The sequence below is a fragment of the Pseudoalteromonas nigrifaciens genome, assembly GCF_002221505.1.
GTDB lineage: Bacteria > Pseudomonadota > Gammaproteobacteria > Enterobacterales > Alteromonadaceae > Pseudoalteromonas > Pseudoalteromonas nigrifaciens.
In genome coordinates this window covers 57,212-77,823 of the sequence record NZ_CP011037.1, presented here as the reverse complement: position 1 = coordinate 77,823, position 20,612 = coordinate 57,212, and the positions used below count along the sequence as shown (strand labels likewise).

Genomic DNA, 20,612 nt, shown 5'->3' with positions numbered 1-20,612 from the left:
AATGCTATTAAATTGCGATTTAGGTGAAAGCTTTGGTGCTTGGAAAATGGGCTTAGATGAAGAGGTTATGCCGCACATTAATATGGCTAACATCGCTTGTGGTTTTCATGCGGGTGATGCCGATGTAATGGCAAATACGCTCAAGCTGGCAAAACAGCATAAGGTACAAATTGGCGCTCATCCTAGCTACCCAGATCAACAAGGTTTTGGCAGACGATCTATGGCACTTAGTGCAAGCGAGCTTACAAATTGTCTGCACTATCAAATTGCTGCGCTAGAAGGTATGGCCAAAGTACAAGGCTTAAGCCTTAGTTATGTTAAGCCCCATGGCGCACTTTATAACGATATGATGCTTAACGAGCAGCTTTTAACTAGCGTAATGAGCGCGGTAGCACACTACCCTAGCCCATTAAAATTAATGATTTTAGCAACGGCTGATGCTAAAAAGCATCAAAAAATGGCCGACACTTTAGGGATAAAATTAATATTAGAAGCCTTTGCCGACAGACAATACACCGACGAAGGGCTTTTAGTGTCAAGGCAGTTAGCAGGTAGTGTGCATAACGAGCAAGCTTTAATCGAGCAAGTAAAGCAACTGTTAGCTGATGGTAGTGTAACTACGCGTTCAGGTAAAAAGTTAATTTTAAATGCCGATAGTTTATGCGTTCACGGCGATAACCCTGCCGGTATTGCACTCATTCAACAAATAAAATTATTGTGTAAACGGTAAAGCATTATTTAATATGTTCAGCTGTAAACCCCCTTTACAGCCGAACCGTTTTACAGATTCAGTCTACCCACGCAATTACTTCATCGCCCTAGCTATTATTTTTAAACTCTCTAACATATAACTATTATTATTAACAACCACAGGGATTTTAAATGAAAACATTTTTTGCGCTTAGTCTATTAATAAGCACGGGTAATCTTGCCTTTGCCAATAGCAGCACCCTACAGTTAGAAGATGTATTTACGCTTGAATACGCTAACCAGCTAGACATTACCAAAGACGGTAAAACAGTTTATTTTGTACGTAACAGAATGGATATAAAAACCGACCGTAAAATAGGTAATATTTGGACAATGAACAACTCCCACTAAACGCTGCGCGTTTTGAAGGAGTTTCAAAAAGAAAGCCTAAGCTACCTTTTTAGGCTGGTTCCCAGCCTGAATACCTAACGCCCAGTTTAAGTTAACTTGCGCACTGGCTACATCGCGGGGCTTCTCACAACCACATTCGCATGAGTGCCAGCGGTCTGCTAAGGATTTCTTCTTCTTAGCTCCGCAGTCTGGACAGGTTTGACTTGGCTTAACTTGCTTTGTTGGTACTTCAACAAATTCGCTACTAGCTTCTTCCGCTTTGTATCGCAGCAAATTAAGAGTCATGGCTGGCGCGGTGTTCAGAATTTCCCGATTCAGACCAGCCTTTTGTTTCACCATTTTTCCGTTTTTCTCGACAGTACCTTTGGCACTACGAGTCATGTTCTTAACGGTGAGTTTTTCGGTGGCGATCAATGCCGCCACTTCAACTAATTTTGCAGTTTCTTTATGAGTAAAATCGAGTCTTTGACGGGCGATTTTCTGGTGGAGTTTGGCAATTTGATGCTTTAATTTTCGCTGGGTGCGAGTGCCTTTTTTCGCTAACGCGAGGTCACGTTGTAAAGAGGTTAATCGCTCTTTGCTGTTTCTGAGGTAACGGGGGTTTTCGACTTGCTCAAAATTACCATCCTGATCGATAGTCGAAAAGTAATGAGAAACACCCCAATCCAAGCCAACAGCTTTAGTGCCACAGTTTCTCTCAATGGTGTCATACTCCATTGAAACTGAAATGAACCACTCACCATTCTTTCGGATGATTTCGGCAGTTTTCGGCTTGCCTCCTGTGTTTCTAGCTTTACCTCGGATCTTAACGATACCAACATCAGCCAAATAAACAGCACCATGCTTTTTTTCTTTCAGGTTGAGCTTCCAACCATCACCATGAGCCTTGTAGCCCCAACCTTTAAAGCGTTGAAATGGTTTAAAACGTGGGAATCCAGCTTTCTTATCACCTTTTTTGAGCCGTCTAAAAAAACCGTCAAAAGCCAGTGCAACACGTTTTAATGTGACTTGCTCACTCTGAGCATTAGCATTGAAAATGCCATGCGCTTTACGATTATTACGCCACAGAGTGTTGATTTTGCACTGTTCGTGAAAGTTAAGACTGTAATTAGAATCACGATATGTTTCGATGCGATCACGTAAAGCCCAGTTGTACAACTGGTGATGGTGGACAAACAAATCCATCAGCGATTCTTCTTGAGAAACTGATGATTTCATTTTATATGTAACTTTACGGATTGCTTTTTTCATAACAACTAATTATATTTAGTGGTTATGAAAAAATATTATGAAAAAACAAGCCCTAAAAACGCTGTATTACAGCGTTTATAATATTCACTATCATTTAGTTCTTGTAACTAAATATCGTCGTCGCTGTATCACGCCAGAGGTTGCCGCGTACTTAGAATCTCAGTACAAAAGGTTGTTAAAATCTTGGGATTGTGAGCTTTTGGAGTGCAATGGTGAGCCAGATCACCTTCACCTTTTAATTTCTGCTAATCCCAAGATGCAACCAAGTAAAATGGTGAACAGTTTAAAAACTGCTACATCAAGACTTGTGCGAAAGGAGTTTTCCGAACACTTGGGTGAGTTTTACTGGAAGCCAGTTTTTTACAGCAGAAGTTATTGTCTGGTTAGTTGCGGAGGTGCACCACTTGAAATCGTGAAGCAATATTTAGCTCAGCAGGAAGGATTTGATTAAAGCCACCACTTCGTGGTGGTGCGCCTTTCACCACCACCTAAATTAACTCGCTTTGGCTCATTAGATTTAGATGGAGCACTTGGCGCTATTGGGTAGAATATAAAACACGACAAATTCAACCGCTTACTTCTGGCGTACATATGGATCATTCGCCAAAGTTGTCGCCGGACGGCTCTCGTTTAGCGTTTATTTCAAACCGTGACGGTAGCAACCAAATTTACATGAAATGGCTTAAAACTGGCGCGGTTAGCAAAATAAGTAACCTTACAAGTACGCCAAAAGCGCTAAGCTGGAGCCCAGATGCTAAGCAACTCGCATTTAGTATGTTTGTTGCCACCACATCAAGCTCACCCATTAACTTACCTGGTAAACCTGAAGGCGCTACTTGGTCAGAGCCAGCTAAATATATTGACGACGTGTATTATCGTGCTGATGGTGCTGGTTACTCTAAAAAGGGCTTTGAGCAATTATTTATTATTGACGCAAATGGCGGCAATGCTAAACAACTTACCTTTGATGAATTTAATAACGGCGGCGAAGTTAGCTTTAGTAAAGATAAAAAAGCGTTATATTTTTCGGCTAATAGGCATAACAATTACTTGTTAAAGCCAACTAACAGCGAAGTATATAAACTTAATTTAATTACGCTTGAAGTAACCGCTGTAACCGATAGAAACGGCCCCGACCGCCAACCTCAAGTATCGCCTAATGGCCGCTATCTTGCGTATACCGGTTACGATGATAAACAAACTAATTACGAAAACACCCAATTGTATATTCGCGACCTACGTTCGGGTAAAACAACTAATTTAACTGCTGACTTAGACCGCAGCGTAGCTAAAATAAAATGGAGCGGTAACTCTAAAGGCATTTACTTTAGTTACGCTGATCAAGGGCAAACCACGTTAGCGTACCAACCTCGTAGCGGTTCACGTAAAGTTATTACCGAAAAAATTGGCAGCGTTTCCTTTGGTCGTCCTTATTCTGGTGGCGACTTTGATGTGAGCGAAGATGACGAAATTGTGTTTACCCTAGCCGACACGCAGCGCCCTGCCGATGTAGCGGCAATTAAACGTGGTAAAGCACAGCGCTTAACAAGTTTAAATGACAACTCGCTGGGGCATAAACAACTAGCCAAGGTAGAAGAACTATGGCTTAAATCGAGCCACGATCAACTGCCAATTCAAGCTTGGGTAGCCTACCCGCCTGGTTTTGACAGTAATAAAAAGTACCCATTAATTCTTGAAATTCATGGTGGCCCGGTAGCCAATTACGGCCCGCACTTTAGCGCCGAGGTACAATTATATGCGGCTAAGGGGAACGTTGTATTGTATATGAACCCTCGCGGGAGTGACTCTTACGGCAAAGAGTTTGCACAAACTATTCATCATAATTACCCAAGTAACGATTATGACGACTTAATGACTGGAGTAGATGCTTTAATTGCCAAAGGTTTTATTGATGAGTCTAAATTGTTTGTTACCGGTGGCTCTGGTGGCGGCGTACTTACCGCGTGGATAGTTGGCCATACCGACCGTTTTGCCGCAGCCGTGGTTGCTAAACCTGTAATTAACTGGATCAGTTTTGTACTAACTGCCGACTTTTACCCGTTCTTTGCTGACTATTGGTTTCCGGGTAAGCCGTGGGATCATATAGAACATTATATGAAACGCTCGCCAATTAGTTATGTCGGCAATGTAAAAACACCCACTATGCTACTAACTGGTGAATCTGATTTCCGTACACCGATTTCAGAAACCGAACAGTTTTATCAAGCATTAAAGCTACAAGGTGTTGAAACCGCTATGGTACGTATTCCCGATGCATCACATGGTATTACCGCTCGTCCGTCTAATTTAATGGCTAAAGTTGCCTATATTCAATGGTAATCTATAAACACACTAAATAACCTAAACATACCCCTTGGTATGTAAGTTAAAGCCACTTTTTTAAAGTGGCTTTTTTGCATTACCAATAAGTGTAAAGGGGGTTTACAGTAAGTAACCTAAACTCAGATTAGGTATTTTTAATAGTAACACCAAGGCAAACCACAAACGCCGCGGCAAGTTAATTAACCTGAACTCTGGTTAAGAGATTTACTAACGTATTGAATCATATTTATATTTAATTTTATTTTCTCTAGCCAGAGGTTTTCAGTGAAAACAAGGCGAATTTACGCGTCAATAGCTGGCCTATTGCAAGTAAATTCAACGCAGTTAGCGCTGAAAATAGCTGCTTGAGATAAGTTTATTATCCGGAGATCAGGTTAATATAGCCAAAAAGTACTCACTACCCCTTTAGGGATATAGTCCACTTTAACTATATTCACCTACACGCTAACATCAGCAATATAGAGATAAAGCCATCTAAATGCTTACTAATACTTAAGCTATCTTAATGCCTAGCTTAAGTATCGGACTTAACTATTATTTGAGTTGGTAAAATTTCGGTTTATACAATTAAATACCCACTGAGTTGGTAAAAAACCGGTTTGAGCTAGTGTTTATAGGCCCTCAGTTAGTAAAAAAGTGTTTTGTGGATTGCTCAAGTTAGTAAAAAATCGGTTTATTATAAGGTGAGTGTTCACTCAAAAAGCTAAAATCAGTCACTTATGGCCTTTATTTACAGTTTATAAAGCCATAAAAGTGCTAAAAAGGTTAAATAATGGGCTTTACACTAAGCTTGGTTAAACTCTGATCCGTAATTATAGCCAGCTAGTTAAATACTGATCTGTTGTGGGTAGCTACTTAACTGAACTGGTTAAAAGGTTTACTAAAGTATTAAACTGTAATGATAATTTTATTTTCTTTAATCAGAGGTTTTTGAGGAGTGGGGAGGAAACAAGGCAGCTTTACGCGCCCATAGCTGGCCTATTGCAAACAAATTCAATGCAGTTAACGTCAAAAAGCGACTAAAGCTAGCTTTATTACCCACAGACAGGTTACTTAATTATACGCATAAAAAAAGGGCCTTTCGGCCCTTTACGTAACACTATCTAGTTGAATTAGAATTGGTTCATGGTGTTATCTTCACCACCGGCTTTAAGCGCATTATCACCAGAGAAGTACTCTTTGTGTGTATCGCCAATGTTAGAGCCTGCAAGGTCTTGGTGCTTAACAGACGCTTGTTCGCGACGAATCTCTTGACGCTGTACATCACGTACATAAGCCAGCATGCCTAAGTCACCAAAGTAACCTTCTGACAAAATATCCGTACTTAATGCTGCTGTATGGTACGTTGGCAATGTGATTAAGTGATGGAAAATACCGGCTTCACGTGCACCATCACGTTGGAAGTTTTGTACTAGTAAATCGGCTGCTACTGCAAGCTCGGTAGCATCCATTTCTGGTGCCATAAGGCCTTTATTGTCACCCAAGCTTGGGTAAGCGCTAAGGTCACGGCCCGCTTCTTGCCATTCTTGATACACTTGCTCACGAAACTTAAGTGTCCAGTTAAACGACGGTGAGTTGTTATAAACAAGCTTAGCATCTGGCACTTGCTCTTTAACACGATTAACCAGCTCAGCAATTTGCTTAACATGTGGTTTTTCGGTTTCAATCCACAGTAAATCTGCACCCGACTGTAGGCTAGTTACACAATCTAGTACTACGCGGTCTTTTTCTGTACCTTCGCGGAACTGGAATAAACCATTATCAAGGCGCGTTGGTTTGCAAAGTTGGCCATTAAGCTTCATTGCAGTGTCGCCTTCATTTAAGTCATCAACACCGTTAATTGGCGTAGTTTCTAAAAATGCATTGTACTGGCTAGCTAAGTCACCTGGAGTTTGTGAAACCGGTACTTTTTGCGTTAGGCTGGCGCCTAGTGAATCGGTACGCGCAACAATAATACCGTTATCAATGCCCAGTTCTAAAAATGCGTAACGTACTGCGTTAATTTTAGCTAAAAAGTCTTCGTGCGGTACGGTTACTTTACCTGCTTGGTGGCCACATTGCTTAGCGTCAGACACTTGGTTTTCGATTTGAATTGCACAAGCACCTGCTTCAATCATTTTTTTAGCGAGTAGGTAAGTCGCTTCTTCGTTACCAAAACCGGCATCAATATCAGCAATAATTGGCACTACGTGCGTTTCAAAGTTATCAATTTTATCTAGTACCGCTTGTACGTCGCCGCCGTTTGCTTTAGCTGCATCTAGGTCATTAAATAAATGGTCTAGTTCACGTGCATCGGCTTGCTTTAAAAAGGTGTAAATTTCTTCAATTAGTGCCGGAACTGAGGTTTTTTCGTGCATACTTTGATCCGGAAGCGGACCAAACTCTGAACGAAGTGCCGCAACCATCCAGCCACTTAAGTATACATAACTACGCTTAGTTGTTTTTTGATGGCGCTTAATAGCCATCATCATTTGTTGCGCAGTAAATCCATGCCAACAACCTAAAGACTGAGTGTACTGGCTTGTATCTGCGTCGTATGCGGCCATGTCTTCACGCATAATGTCAGCAGTAAACTGTGCAATTTCTACCCCAGTACGAAAGCGATTTTGTAAACGCATACGTGTTGCATATTCAGGGTTAATGGTTTTCCATGCACTACCTTGTTTTTTACAAAGTGTTGCTAATGTATCTGTTTCGCTTTTATATGTAGTCATAATTAAAATCCTTTGAACGGGGTAAATTATTATAGTGTTATGAGAGTGACTGCTTTAGTTGCTCTGCAGCGCTTAATTAAACATTAGGCTTATTTTTCAGATTTAGTAAATTTATAGTTGTTATTGCGGCTATACATATCATGAATGAGTAAAATGCACTCAACCCCTCTTTTTTACGTTATGGTTACACTACGCACACTAAAATTTACAATATCGCGACCGTTTAAGGATTATTAAAATGCCCCATACTCTCACTCACTCAGGACTCAGCGTAGACAACCAACTAGCTGACTTTGTTAAAAACCAGCTATTACCTGGTACACATTTAAATGAGCAGCAATTTTGGCAGCGCTTTGCGCATATTGTACAAACATTAACGCCAGTAAATAGAGCTCTACTTGCTAAACGCGAACAGCTACAACAGCAAATTGATGAGTATCATCTGGCTAATAAAAGCTGGGATAAAGCCCAGTACCAGACGTTTTTAACCGACATAGGTTACCTTGTAAACGAACCTGAAAATTTTAGTATTGAAACAAAGAATGTTGAGCCCGAAATAGCACAAACAGCGGGACCACAGCTAGTAGTGCCGGTAAGCAATGCACGCTTTGCACTTAATGCTGCAAACGCACGTTGGGGTTCGTTATACGATGCCCTATACGGCACTGATGTACTAAGCGAAGAAGATGGTGCCGAAAAAGGCCGTACTTATAACTCAGTTCGTGGCTTTAAAGTAATGGCATACGCGAGGCAGTTTTTAGATAAAGCCTTGCCACTAGAAAACGGCTCGCATATAGAGAGCACTAATTATTCTGTTGTTGACGGTGCGCTGTCAATTACTCTACGCGACAGCTCACAAACCAAACTAAAAAAGCCTGAGCAATTAGTGGGTTACCAAGGTGAAGCACAAAACCCTAGCGTTATTTTGCTCAAAAATAATGGCCTACACCTTGAGCTACATATAGATCACCATCACCCAATAGGCCAAGCAGATAAAGCTGGCTTAAAAGATGTGGTACTTGAAGCTGCACTTACCACTATTATGGACTGCGAGGATTCTATAGCTGCGGTTGATGCAGAGGATAAAGTACAAGTTTATAAAAACTGGTTAGGTTTAATGCAAGGCAACTTAGTTGAATCGTTTAAAAAAGGCGATAACACAGTTGAACGTACCCTGCAAAGCGATCGACAATATACGGCGCTAAATGGTGAAACCCTAAGCTTAAAAGGCCGCAGCATGATGTTTGTGCGCAATGTAGGCCACCTAATGACCAATCCAGCAATTACCGACGTAAGCGGTAACGATGTGTTTGAAGGCATTATGGACGCCATGTTTACTGCAACAGCGGCGCTGCATGATTTAAATTCTAGCAGTGCGCTTAAAAACTCCAGTGCGCAAAGTATAAATATTGTAAAACCTAAAATGCATGGTCCTGAAGAAGTGGCATTAACTAACACGCTATTTAACATGGTTGAAGAAGCACTTGGCTTAGAAAAAAACACCATTAAAATGGGCATTATGGATGAAGAGCGCCGTACTTCAGCTAACCTAAAAGCCTGTATTCATGCAGCAAAAGAGCGTGTAGTATTTATTAATACCGGATTTTTAGATAGAACAGGTGATGAAATTCATACCTCAATGCACGCCGGTGTGGTACTGCCTAAAGCCGCTATTAAATTAGAGCCGTGGATCAGCGCCTACGAAGATCGCAACGTAGACATTGGTTTGGCTTGTGGCTTAAGCCATAAAGCACAAATAGGTAAAGGTATGTGGGCTATGCCCGATAAAATGGCATTAATGATGGAGCAAAAAATAGCTCATCCTAAATCAGGTGCTAATACCGCGTGGGTGCCCTCCCCTACTGCAGCAACTCTGCATGCTATGCATTATCATGATGTAGATGTATTTAGCGAGCAGCAAAGCATTGCAAAGCGTGCTATTGCCAGCCTAGATGAGCTACTTACCCCGCCATTAATGGACGAGCCTGAGCTACTTAGCAAAGAAGATATTAAAACCGAGCTTGAAAACAACGCCCAAGGTATTTTAGGTTATGTAGTACGCTGGATTGACCAAGGGATTGGCTGCTCTAAAGTGCCCGACATAAACCACATTGGCCTTATGGAAGACAGAGCAACACTGCGTATTTCAAGCCAACATATGGCTAACTGGCTGCATCATGGTATTTGCAGCGAGCAACAAATTAGATCAACCATGGCTAAAATGGCAAAAGTGGTAGATGGCCAAAATGAACACGACAGTGCTTATAAGCCTATGGCAATTAGTGAGCAATCACTTGCTAATAATATTGCCTACCAAGCTGCACTAGCCTTAGTGTTAGAAGGAGCTAAGCAACCAAGTGGCTACACTGAGCCTTTATTGCACAGCTACCGCTTAAAATATAAAGCGCAGCAGGGTACTTAACACTTAACTTCAAGTAATAAAACACCCTAGTTAGCATACAAAAACCAGCCAAAGTGCTGGTTTTTATTTATTTGCCAAAAATACCAGCCATTATTAATAACTAAGGTGAATGGCTAACATTCATCTTAGTAGCCGTTATTAGTTTTTAACCACAAAAAAGCGCGTTTTGCTTACACAAAACACGCTTTTTCTTAAATTATTACCGCTTTAATATACAGCTTTAATTAGTTTTTGATGATTGCGTTGTGATAAATATTTTGTACGTCATCACAATCCTCAAGCATAGTGATGAACTTATCAAAGTTAGCAATTACTTCTTCATCTGTAATTTCAATATGCACTTGCGGGACAAAAGTAATTTCGTCTACTTCAAAATTAATGCCTTCAAACGCCTCTTCAAGGGCTGTTTTAGCTTTAAAGTATTCTGTATGTGGGGCAAACACCGATACTTTACCGTCTTCTACTTCAACATCGGTTACATCAACGTCAGCCATCATTAGTGCTTCTAACACAACTTCGTCGTCATCGCCTGAAAAACCAAGCACAGCAAAATGATCAAACATATGCGCTACACAACCCGGTGTACCAATTTTTGAATCTGTTTTAGTAAAAGGCAAACGTACATCTTTAATAGTACGATTTGGGTTATCGGTTAAACAGTCAACAATAACCATACAATTTCCAGGGCCATAACCTTCGTAACGTGCAGTTGAGTAATCCTCCCCTGCTCCACCGGCGGCTTTTTCAATTGCTTTTTCGATAACATGCGCAGGCACTTGATCTTTTTTTGCCTTTTCGATTAAGCGGCGCAAAGTTTGGTTTACATCTGGGTCAGGTTCGCCGTTTTTAGCTGCAACGTAAATTTCTTTGCCGTATTTTGAATTTACTTTAGTTTTTGCGTTAGCCGTTTTAGCCATCGAACTTTTACGAACTTCAAATGCTCTGCCCATCATGTACCTCTAATGAATACGTTAAACTTGTCGACATTTTACCAATTCAAAACGTATTGGGCTAGCACCACGTTAATATATAACGTTTATAACACCACACTAATTACATAAAAAAATAAACAAGGCGCTATTTAACATAACACAACTTTTTGTGCGTAATTGTCAATTAAAGTAACTAACTGCGTAAAATCATGTAATACATAATCGGCCTGGCTAGCATAACTAGGAGTAACATCGGGGGCGTATAAACATGCACGCATATTGGCATTATGCGCTGCCTGAATATCATATAAAAAATCGCCCACATACAATAAATTACTTGGGCTCATATTCCACAAGGTAGCAATATTATTTAATGCACTCGGATCGGGTTTTGCTGGCGCGTCACTTCGGGTAAGTACTATTTCTATTGGCAGTGGATTATTTTGTAACTTAATAGCGGCCGCTTTGTCAAAATTGCGTGTAACTATCGCCATTGGAATGTTTTTAGCTTTAAGGGCATTTACAGCCTCACTCACACCGGGTAGCATTTTGGCATGTTGAGCGTCGAGTAACTCATGCTGATGTACAATATTCATTGCTTCTTCGCGCATATATGCTGAAGGCAATTGGGCAATATAATCGAGTAAGTCTTGCTCACACGGGCACCCTATTTGCGCTTTAATTAATGAAAAATCTAATTCTGATGACACTAAAGTGCCATCTAAATCAAAAATCACACCTTTAATCGCTTCAATCTGCATTTATATATCCTTCCTTGTATTTAATACCCATTGAATTAAACCCTATATAAAAATAACTTCATCGTTTATAAAACTAAATCACTGATGAATAACAAAATTTATATACCTAACCTGACCTCTGGTTAAGAGATTTACTAACATACTAAATCATAGTTATATTTAAATTTATTTTCTCTAGCCAGAGATTTTCAGTGAAAACAAGGCGAATTTACGCGTCAATAGCTGGCCTATTGCAAGTAAATTCAACGCAGTTAGCGCTGAAAGTAGCTGCTTGAGATAGATTTATTATCCAAAGTTCAGGTTACCTTGCTTGCTAAAAAGCACACTAATATACAAGGTATATTAACGTAATTTAGTATTAAGTCGATCAGAAAAACGGGAATGAAAATAACAAAAACGCGCACAGTGACTGTGCGCGTAGTTTGTAGGATTATTGTTGCTCAAACCTTGCTTCAAGCCAAGTGTCGTCTTGAGTAAAGTTTAAGGTTTTTATTTTTCCTTGTCCTTCAACGTTAACCATATTAACTTGCGAAGGCCATAAGTCGCGCAGTGCACCGTTACTCATTTTAATTCCTGCAATTTTTACCGGAATTGGCGCTTCTTGGTAAACCCAAAAAAACTTGCCATCAACTTGTGCTCCTACAAAGTTAAGCGGCAGTGGTTCACCGTTTAACGTTTGTAGCGCAACATGCGACTCTACATACTTAGCAAAGCGTTGTTGATCTATTTTATTGCTAATAATATCAACCTTACCTTTAAATAAGTGCGCCACAGCATGCTCAGTATCGTGCAAATAAAAACGATGCATTAGCTCAATATTATTAGTACGTTTATTAAAAAGCACAGTAGTAACAGACGACTTTAATTGATGCGCCATGCTAGGCGCAGCAATTAATAAACCAACAATAATTAGCAATATGCGCATTATTGTTGCTCCTCACTATTATTATTTTCGTCGCCTTTAGATTCGTCTTTTTTAAGCTCGGTTTTAATATCTTGCATAATATCGCGGCTTACTTTTGCTTTGCTCTTTTCTTTTTTAAATACTTCTATGCGTGATGGAATAATACGACGTGGGTAGTTATTATTTTCAATATCTACGTCAGCCGTTTCCCAGCGCGGATCGATAGTAACCGACACCAGCGATTTATTTTTGTCTGTCACTATTAGTTTTTGCACATTTTTATAATTACGACGCCAAATTTCGGCCGCAATATAACGCTCTTCTTTGCTGCCATCTTCAAAAGTCAGCTCTAATAGAATAGGCATTACTAAGCCGCCTACGTTAGAAAACTCCATTACGTAGTAGTTTTGGTCTTCTTTTATTGCACGCTCAAGCGTTTTACGCTCCCACGGCTCTAAGCCCTTTAAAAACTTGTTGTACGCGTTGCGTTCTTTATTAGTAACGGTAAAACGGTCGTTTTCATCATAAAAGTCTGTAACATCGGGATTTTCTTCTACCCAGGTTTTTTTACCTTGTGCGCGGTTACGCTCTACAAACAGCGAAGTTGGCTTATTTGCTTCAATATCGCGTAGGCGACTAAAATCAATATCAGGGTTTTTAGTGTCTAAACGCAGTTGATATACCTTATCTAAAGCAATATCTACGTGATCTGTGGTAAAAAACCAACCACGCCAAAACCAATCTAAATCAACACCCGAAGCTTCTTCCATGGTACGAAAAAAATCAGCTGGGGTAGGGCGCTTATACTTCCAGCGCTGGGCGTATTCTTTAAACGCAAAATCAAACAGCTCTCGGCCTAAAATAACTTCACGTAAAATATTAAGTGCAGCAGCGGGTTTAGTGTACGCGTTAGGGCCTAAACGCAATACGCTGTCTGACTGGGTCATTATAGGCACTTGAATTTCTGACTTCATATACGCCACTATATCGCGCGGCTCAACACCCCATGGAATGCTTGGATCCCACTCTCGCCCTGCAACACCGTCTAAAAAGCTATTTAAACCTTCATCCATCCAAGTCCATTGGCGCTCATCTGAGTTTACTATCATCGGAAAGTAAATATGACCCACTTCATGGATCACTACACCGAGTAAAAATCGTTTTTCTGCTTGAGAGTAAGTACGAGTTCCATCATCTTGCAGCTTAGTGCGCGGGCCATTAAAGGTGATCATTGGGTATTCCATACCACCAACAGGGCCATTTACTGACTGCGCGGTTGGGTATGGGTAATCAAATGAATACTTTGAATACACTTCCATAGTGTGAATAACAGCTTCGGTTGAATATTTTTTCCATAAATCGCCCCCTTCTTTAGGGTAAAACGACATAGCCATAACCAATGGCTGCTCATCACCGCCTTGCTGATAGCCTTTAGCATCCCACATAAATTTGCGTGACGACGCCCAAGCAAAGTCGCGTACGTTATTAGCTTTAAAGTGCCAAGTTTTAGTTTTATCTGTACTGGATTTTTCGTTATCGAGCGCTTCTTCTTCACTAACAATAAACACAGGGCGTTTAGCATTTTCGGCTTGCTTTAAACGTTTGCGTTGCGTGCTCGTTAATACGCTACTTGCGTTATTAAGCTTACCCGTTGCCGACACGATATGGTCCGCAGGTACGGTAATTTCAACATCGTAATCACCAAACTCTAAGGTAAATTCGCCGCCACCTAAAAATGTTTTATTAGTCCAAGCTTCGTAATCAGTATAAGCAGCTAAACGCGGAAACCACTGCGCCACTAAAAATATATCGTTACCATCTTTCTCAAAGTGCTCATAGCCCGAACGTGCGCCTACTGCATCTTCTTCAACTAAGTTAAACGCAAAGTTCATGCTAAATTCGGCTTCTTTACCTGGCTTTAACGGTTTATTTAGGTCAATGCGCATTAATGTATCAACTACGGTTACACGTAACTCGTCGCCATTGTCATCTTTTACATTGCTAATTGTATAGCCAAGCTCGTTGTCACTCATAAACTGTTGACGACGAAGGTCGCCTAAACTTAACTTGGCGGGTTTATCGGCTGGTAAACTTGTTAAAGTACTTTTAAACGTTTGAGTGGTTTCTGCAATTGAATCATTTTTAAAAACGTTTTGATCTAACTGTAACCATAAGTACTTTAATGTGTGTGGTGAATTGTTTTTATATTCTATTTTTTGGCTACCGCTTATACGGCGCTTTTTTTCGTCTAATTGTACGTCAATATCGTAATTAACGCGTTGCTGCCAATAATTTTCGCCAGGTTCTCCGGCAGCACTTCTATAAACATTTGGTGTTGGCAATGCTTCGTCTAGTTGACGAAACTTATCGATATAGCTGCCTTTGGTTTGCTCAATAGCAGACGCTAAAACAGTGCTCGACATTGCTATTGGCAATATAACCGCACTTAGCGTATAAATTATTTTTTTCATTATTAAACCTGTTAGATTTTAGTGTGCGCACTTTGACAAAATTATCGTTTTTCTTCAATAAAATAACGATAAAGTGCGACTTTTTCAGGCTAGTTTTCACTATTTTTTTACAATTAAAGCGCATTATTCTTTTAGATAAAATTAATTAAACGTGAATTAAAATAATAAAACTGTAAAGGGGCTTTACAGTTTGTCGTTTTAAATAAAAATAATTGCCAAATATCAGCTAAAAATAACGGCTTACAGCTACTAAATCTCCCTCTGTATTTTGGCTTCAAAGGTAGCCAAATGTAATTATTTAGCAAAAAAGTTAATCCCTTTGTATGAGAAACCGCCAATAGTGAAGTTTAAGGTTGATCTTTGTATCCATTTGTACTTAGAATCGCCCACTTTTTTCATTTGAGGGTAATTTAATATAATTATTTTCAAATATGTTTATTAATATTTTAGTGTTGAAAAGTGTGGTGGTGTATGGATTTTTATGTTCTAAAAAAGCAGCAAAAACTAATTGCTATTCCAGCAGACGCGCAAAACTGTAAGCAGTATTTAAACTCAGGTTATTTGTATATTGACAAAGTGGCCGCTTGTAACGAAAAAAATGCATTGAAAGCGTTACAAGCTAAAAAAGCCAAAGCAATTAAACTGCCGTTATTTATGGCACTTTTAGCCTTGCCTCTTATTTATGTTGGTTGGTTTAGCTTAGGAGCTAGCTAAAGCCCATTCACCCTAGCAAGATGAGCCTATAAGGTTGCATCTTTAACTGCCTTGGGTATATTGGCGCTCTTACGATTTTTTAAGAGCGCTACATGAAAGTTCTGCACACTTCTGATTGGCACCTTGGCCAACAATTTTATGAATATGACCGTCGTCATGAACACCTTGCTTTTTTCACTTGGCTGTTAGCCACTCTCGTTGAGCAACAAATAGATTTACTGCTCGTTGCTGGCGATATTTATCATACTGCAACCCCCAGTGCTAGCGCCGAGAATCAACTCTATCAATTTATTAAAGATGCCAAAAAGCAGTGCCCTAATTTACATGTAGTAATTATTGCCGGGAACCACGACTCTGCAAATCGTATTTTAGCCGCGCAACCGTTACTCGCTCAATTTGATACCCATGTTGTAGGGCGTTTTGAGGCAACAGCAGCGGCTGATAGCGTAATCACTATTAACACTAACAAAAAACGCGCTGTAATCGTTGCCATGCCATTTTTGCGCGCAAGCGATGTAACTACACTCAGTCAAACCAAAAGCGGCCCTAGCTATGCCCAAGGCGTTAAAAAGGCATATGAACTTGCCCTTGAGCATGCAGCTACTTTACAAAGTGAAAATACCCCGTTAATTGTTATGGGGCACCTTCATGCTAAAGGCGGCGATATATCGAGTGACTCTGAGCGCAACTTAGTAATAGGCGGCGAAGAAGCCATATCTGCCAACGTATTTGGTAAACAAGCACACTACGTTGCGCTGGGGCATTTACATAAAGCGCAGCAAGTTGCTAAAAATGAATGCATTAGATACAGCGGTACGCCAATTCCTATGTCGTTTTCAGAGCGAAATTACAGCCACCAAGTAAATGTAGTTGAATTTAATAGCGATGAAAAACAGCAAATTAGTGTAACTGTAAACCCCCTTTACATTCCTCGTTTAGCCGATGTAATAGTTTTACCGAAAGGGGAGTGCGTACCATTAGCTGAGCTATGCGAGGAAATTAAAGCCCTCGACACCACAGCCAATACAATAGCACCCTATTTACGGGTAAAACTTAAATCTAGCGATACCGACACCACCTTCAGAGAACAAATAGAACAAGCTCTTGAGGGTAAACATATTCGTTTTTGTGGCATAGAGCGCGTGCGCGAACAATCAGCTAACAATGAAGGCGGCGCAGTATTTGAAGATTTAACTGAAGTTGAAATGCTCAACCCACTTAATTTATTAGAACAAGCATTTGCAAACGACAAAGATATGCACGGTGAAAGCGTACCCGACGCACTAAAAAATCTATTAAACGATGTTATTAACGAACTAGAGGAGCAACAGCAACTATGAAAATAACCGCAGTGCGTATTCATAACTTAGCTTCTATTGTTGATGCCGAAATAGACTTTTTAGCAGCCCCGCTAAAAGACGCCGGATTATTTGCAATTACCGGCGATACCGGCGCAGGTAAAAGTACTATTTTAGATGCTATTTGCTTAGCTTTATATGCTAAAACCGCAAGGTTAGGTGGCGATAGAGGCAATAAGGTAGAGTTTCAAGGCGACAGCATTAGGCTTAATGACGCACGTAATTTACTTAGGCGAGGAACGTCTAATGGCTTTGCTGAAGTAGACTTTGTAGGACAAGATAAAGAAAGTTACCGAGCGTGTTGGAGCGTTAATCGCTCGCGAGGCAAAAGCGACGGCAATTTACAAGCAGCACAGCATACGCTTTATTTGTTACCTGATGATACGTTAATTTCATCAGATAAAAGTAAAACAGTAAAACAAATAGAAGCCAAAATAGGCTTAACCTTTGATCAGTTTTCGCGAGCAGTGTTATTAGCGCAACACGAATTTGCCGCGTTTTTAAAAGCCACCGGCGATGAGCGCGCACAGCTTTTAGAATGCTTAACCGGTACCGATAAATTTAGCCGTATTGGTGTACGTATTTTTGAGCGTAATAAAGAGCTAAAAGAAAAGTTTGAATTACTCCAAGCGAGTTTAGCAAGTTACACATTACTAAGTGAAGATGAATTAGCCGCTAAACAAACTTCGCTTAATGAATTAAAACTGCAAATTGAACACACTAAAAAAACCTTAACAACTACAGAGAAAAATTTAAATTGGTATAAACAAGCCAATACGCTTGAGCAAGCACTTAAACAAGCACAGCAAAACCAGCAACAAGCGCAAAACGAGCTTAATGCTATTGCTCAGCAAAGTGAGCAAGCTAAACAAGCACAATGCGCACTTGAAATTAAAGATAACCGCAGTCGCTTTAAAAGTTTAACAGCTCAAAATATTGAGTTAAGTACGAAAGTAAGTGACTTAAAAAGTATAGATCACACTGCAATAATTACTGCGCATGCTAATACGCTTAGTAAGCACCAAGAGATATTACAAACAGCTAAAGAACAAAAACAAACTGCTGAGCCTATTATTGCTAAAGCGCGCGAGCTCGACAGTCAATTAGCTATTCAAGCACAAACCATTGCAAGCCTTACCCAGCAAAGCGAAAAAGAGCAATTACAATTAAACGATTTGCAGCAGCAATTTAAGCAAAGCCAATCTGTGCTTGATGAAGCTACAAAATTAAGTGCCCAGCATCAGCAGTGGTTAACTACGCATACACAATTAAAACCTTTAGCCAATGATTGGAATTACTATCAGCACAGTTTTAATCAGTTTTTAAACGCAACTGAGCAATTAAAAACAACGGCACATCAAAACCAAAAGTTAGTGGCTGAGCAGGCTAAGCAAGCGACGCTTTTAACCGCGCAAAATGCAAAGGTTGAGTCACAAGAACAGCTACTTGCTAGTGAGCAAAAAAATCTTAACCAATTAAATGAGCAGCAACGCCAATTTAATATTGAACAGTGCGATGTAAAGCTTAAAAATATTGATTACTTAAAAGATCAACGCGAGCGCTATAAACAGTTTAATCATGAACTAAAATACAGCACACAACAGCAAACACGCGTTGCAGAAAAACTTATCCAAAGTGAGCAAGCGCAAAACGCATTATTACAAAATTTGGCTTCGTGCGAGCAAACGCTTAAGCACAACGAATACACGCTTAGCCAAGCACGCCTTCGCGCCAGTGAAAATGTAGAACACTTACGTACACAACTTGCTCCTAACGAGCCATGTTTAGTGTGCGGTGCAACTGAGCACCCATATGCAAGCACTCAAAACCAGCAATTAAATAACTTAATAGCCGATTTTGAAACAGCTTATAACAATGCAAAACAGCAACGCGATAGCGCCCAAACCCAGCTGCATCAGCACCAAACACAACATGCTGTGTTAGTGGCCGAGCAAACGCAACATAGCCAAGCAATACAAATTGCACAGGCTAAGCAGCTAGAAATTAAAACGACCATGCAAGACGCACGCACCGAGCTTAACGATTTAACAACCGAGAAGCTTGATGAAACCTATAAGCAACTCAGCGAGCAAAAAGCCCAGTACTTTGAAGTACAAACACAGCTGCGTACCTTACAAGAAAAAGTAAATCAGCAGTTTAATGCTTTAAAAACCGAGCAACACGCACAGCAGCAATTACAAAACCAGCATGTTGAGTTAACTAATCAGCTAAACCAATTAAGCCGTAAACATAACGAGCTAAGCGTACAAATAAACGAGCTAAGCGCAGCGCTTAACGCGCAATTTGAACACAGCGATTTTTGGCAGCAGCTGCAAAGTGAATCGCTTACCCTAAGCGATTTAAACAAACAGGTTGAGCAATACCAGCAAACACTAACGCAGCTTGAGCAAAGCCAAAAACAGCTCGACAGTGCAAACCAGCAACTACAGCAATTAACGCCATTAATCACTAAAAGTGAGCACGCACTTAAAGCATTAAATGACGATTTAGCCAAAGCGCAGCAACAGCAAAATATTACGCAAAGCGAGCGCTTAGCTTTATTTAATAATGAGCAAATAAGCGCAAGCGACTATCAAACCAAACTAGCCATGCAGCTTGAGCAATGTCAAACACAGCTAAATGCCAGCCAACAAGCGCACGAAAAAGCAATTAAACAGCGCGACGAGCATGCCATAACACTTAAAAATGTTGAGCAACGCTTGCAAGAGCACGCCCAGGAGCTAACCAGCCTTGAGGCACGTTACTTAGAGTGGTTTACTGACTTTAAAGCGCAACATAGCGATGCAACACACGAACAGGTCACTATTTTACTAACCTTAAGTAGCGAGCAAATTAAAGCGCACTTAAAACAGTTTGAACAAGTATCACAAACGCTAACCGATACAAATGCGGCGCTTAAACAGCAACAAAAATCGTACACTGAGCATCAAAATACTGACAAACCTTCAAAAAACCACGATGAGTTAACTGAGCAGCTAAATGTATTAAATACCCAGCAAACAGAGCTACAAAATAGCTTGCTTGCCACTAATACCGCTATTGAGCAACACAACCAAAATGCTAAAACGCTCAAAGGCAAACAAGCTGAGTTAACTACGCTTAAAACGCAAGTTGATCAGTGGCATTTACTTAATAAAGTATTAGGCGATGCAACCGGTAAAACCATGCGTAATTTAGCGCAAACGCAAACTTTAAAAATACTGCTGCACTATGCAAATAGTCATTTAAAAACCCTTAATAAACGCTATGAATTAACCGCTATTGAGCACTCTTTAGATATTGCTATTATTGACCGCGACATGGCCGATGAGCAACGCTCTGTAAATACGCTCTCTGGTGGTGAATCATTTTTAGTCTCTTTGGCGCTGGCTTTAGGGCTTGCTTCATTGTCGTCAAACAAAGTACGAATCAATTCTTTGTTTATTGACGAAGGGTTTGGTACGTTAGACAGCGAAACGCTCAGTGTTGCAATGGATGCACTTGATTCATTACAAGCACAAGGGCGAAAAGTAGGTGTTATATCGCATGTAAGCGAAATGAGTGAGCGCGTAGCAACACAAGTCCATGTGGCTAAAAAGCCGGGCGGTTATTCTAGCGTAGAAATTGTGTGAGGTTAATTT

General features: G+C 40.3%; 13 protein-coding genes and 1 pseudogene. 8 read left to right on the top strand and 6 right to left on the bottom strand.

The window, feature by feature from the left end; translation table 11 throughout:
- Nucleotide 1: 1 nt before the first annotated feature.
- Together PNIG_RS16890 and PNIG_RS16885 are read left to right on the top strand one after the other, a co-directional pair.
- Nucleotides 2–730, top strand: a complete 729-nt coding sequence (locus tag PNIG_RS16890; RefSeq protein WP_089369027.1) for a 5-oxoprolinase subunit PxpA — start codon at nt 2–4, stop codon at nt 728–730.
- Nucleotides 731–882: 152 nt separating this feature from the next.
- A pseudogene (locus PNIG_RS16885) lies at nt 883–1,089 on the top strand (S9 family peptidase); the annotation flags it as partial.
- A gap of 48 nt (nt 1,090–1,137) precedes the next feature.
- Here PNIG_RS16885 and PNIG_RS16880 read toward each other — a convergent pair.
- The gene (locus tag PNIG_RS16880; protein ID WP_024605726.1) at nt 1,138–2,352 is read right to left on the bottom strand and encodes an RNA-guided endonuclease InsQ/TnpB family protein; all 1,215 of its coding nucleotides are present in this window, start codon (nt 2,350–2,352) and stop codon (nt 1,138–1,140) included.
- A gap of 37 nt (nt 2,353–2,389) precedes the next feature.
- Here PNIG_RS16880 and tnpA point away from each other — a divergent pair, with 37 nt between their 5' ends.
- Both tnpA and PNIG_RS16870 read left to right on the top strand, forming a co-directional pair.
- Nucleotides 2,390–2,803: an IS200/IS605 family transposase gene (gene tnpA / locus PNIG_RS16875; protein ID WP_089369026.1), complete on the top strand. Its 414-nt coding sequence runs from the start codon at nt 2,390–2,392 to the stop codon at nt 2,801–2,803.
- A gap of 140 nt (nt 2,804–2,943) precedes the next feature.
- Nucleotides 2,944–4,692: a S9 family peptidase gene (locus PNIG_RS16870; RefSeq protein ID WP_226898108.1), complete on the top strand. Its 1,749-nt coding sequence runs from the start codon at nt 2,944–2,946 to the stop codon at nt 4,690–4,692.
- 1,115 nt (nt 4,693–5,807) lie between these two features.
- On the opposite strand, the gene PNIG_RS16865 is transcribed toward PNIG_RS16870, so the two are convergent.
- A complete protein-coding gene (locus tag PNIG_RS16865) occupies nt 5,808–7,409 on the bottom strand; it encodes an isocitrate lyase (protein WP_089369025.1) in 1,602 nt (533 codons plus the stop codon).
- Between the two features lie 238 nt (nt 7,410–7,647).
- Here PNIG_RS16865 and PNIG_RS16860 point away from each other — a divergent pair, with 238 nt between their 5' ends.
- Nucleotides 7,648–9,831 carry a malate synthase G gene (locus PNIG_RS16860; RefSeq protein WP_011329703.1) on the top strand — a complete coding sequence of 728 codons (2,184 nt, stop codon included), beginning with the start codon at nt 7,648–7,650 and terminating at the stop codon, nt 9,829–9,831.
- Nucleotides 9,832–10,055: 224 nt separating this feature from the next.
- On the opposite strand, the gene PNIG_RS16855 is transcribed toward PNIG_RS16860, so the two are convergent.
- The 4 genes from PNIG_RS16855 to PNIG_RS16840 all read right to left on the bottom strand — a co-directional run bounded on the left by PNIG_RS16855 (nt 10,056) and on the right by PNIG_RS16840 (nt 14,899).
- Complete coding sequence (locus PNIG_RS16855) at nt 10,056–10,781, bottom strand: YebC/PmpR family DNA-binding transcriptional regulator (protein ID WP_011329702.1); 726 nt, start codon at nt 10,779–10,781, stop codon at nt 10,056–10,058.
- 131 nt (nt 10,782–10,912) lie between these two features.
- On the bottom strand, nt 10,913–11,524 hold the full coding sequence (locus PNIG_RS16850; protein WP_011329701.1) for an HAD family hydrolase: 612 nt from the start codon (nt 11,522–11,524) through the stop codon (nt 10,913–10,915).
- Nucleotides 11,525–11,954: 430 nt separating this feature from the next.
- Entirely contained in the window at nt 11,955–12,449 is a 495-nt protein-coding gene (locus PNIG_RS16845; RefSeq protein WP_086995497.1) for a DUF6702 family protein, read from the bottom strand.
- Nucleotides 12,449–14,899, bottom strand: coding sequence for a M1 family metallopeptidase (locus PNIG_RS16840; protein WP_089369024.1), 2,451 nt, complete (start codon nt 14,897–14,899; stop codon nt 12,449–12,451). The genes PNIG_RS16845 and PNIG_RS16840 overlap by 1 nt, the downstream gene beginning before the upstream one ends.
- 471 nt (nt 14,900–15,370) lie before the next feature.
- Here PNIG_RS16840 and PNIG_RS16835 point away from each other — a divergent pair, with 471 nt between their 5' ends.
- The 3 genes from PNIG_RS16835 (at nt 15,371) to PNIG_RS16825 (ending at nt 20,603) form a co-directional block, all read left to right on the top strand.
- Nucleotides 15,371–15,613 carry a hypothetical protein gene (locus tag PNIG_RS16835; RefSeq protein WP_011329698.1) on the top strand — a complete coding sequence of 81 codons (243 nt, stop codon included), beginning with the start codon at nt 15,371–15,373 and terminating at the stop codon, nt 15,611–15,613.
- Between the two features lie 92 nt (nt 15,614–15,705).
- Nucleotides 15,706–16,953, top strand: a complete 1,248-nt coding sequence (locus PNIG_RS16830) for an exonuclease SbcCD subunit D C-terminal domain-containing protein (RefSeq protein ID WP_089369023.1) — start codon at nt 15,706–15,708, stop codon at nt 16,951–16,953.
- The gene (locus PNIG_RS16825) at nt 16,950–20,603 is read left to right on the top strand and encodes an SbcC/MukB-like Walker B domain-containing protein (protein WP_089369022.1); all 3,654 of its coding nucleotides are present in this window, start codon (nt 16,950–16,952) and stop codon (nt 20,601–20,603) included. Before PNIG_RS16830 ends, PNIG_RS16825 begins: the two co-directional genes overlap by 4 nt.
- Nucleotides 20,604–20,612: the final 9 nt, after the last annotated feature.

Coding starts and splice junctions, on each gene's coding strand:
- PNIG_RS16880 (WP_024605726.1), bottom strand. CDS start 2,352: ATGAAAAAAGCAATCCGTAAAGTTACATATAAAATGAAATCATCAGTT.
- PNIG_RS16835 (WP_011329698.1), top strand. CDS start 15,371: ATGGATTTTTATGTTCTAAAAAAGCAGCAAAAACTAATTGCTATTCCA.
- PNIG_RS16850 (WP_011329701.1), bottom strand. CDS start 11,524: ATGCAGATTGAAGCGATTAAAGGTGTGATTTTTGATTTAGATGGCACT.
- PNIG_RS16840 (WP_089369024.1), bottom strand. CDS start 14,899: ATGAAAAAAATAATTTATACGCTAAGTGCGGTTATATTGCCAATAGCA.
- PNIG_RS16860 (WP_011329703.1), top strand. CDS start 7,648: ATGCCCCATACTCTCACTCACTCAGGACTCAGCGTAGACAACCAACTA.
- PNIG_RS16855 (WP_011329702.1), bottom strand. CDS start 10,781: ATGGGCAGAGCATTTGAAGTTCGTAAAAGTTCGATGGCTAAAACGGCT.
- PNIG_RS16830 (WP_089369023.1), top strand. CDS start 15,706: ATGAAAGTTCTGCACACTTCTGATTGGCACCTTGGCCAACAATTTTAT.
- tnpA (WP_089369026.1), top strand. CDS start 2,390: ATGAAAAAACAAGCCCTAAAAACGCTGTATTACAGCGTTTATAATATT.
- PNIG_RS16870 (WP_226898108.1), top strand. CDS start 2,944: ATGGATCATTCGCCAAAGTTGTCGCCGGACGGCTCTCGTTTAGCGTTT.
- PNIG_RS16890 (WP_089369027.1), top strand. CDS start 2: ATGCTATTAAATTGCGATTTAGGTGAAAGCTTTGGTGCTTGGAAAATG.
- PNIG_RS16845 (WP_086995497.1), bottom strand. CDS start 12,449: ATGCGCATATTGCTAATTATTGTTGGTTTATTAATTGCTGCGCCTAGC.
- PNIG_RS16825 (WP_089369022.1), top strand. CDS start 16,950: ATGAAAATAACCGCAGTGCGTATTCATAACTTAGCTTCTATTGTTGAT.
- PNIG_RS16865 (WP_089369025.1), bottom strand. CDS start 7,409: ATGACTACATATAAAAGCGAAACAGATACATTAGCAACACTTTGTAAA.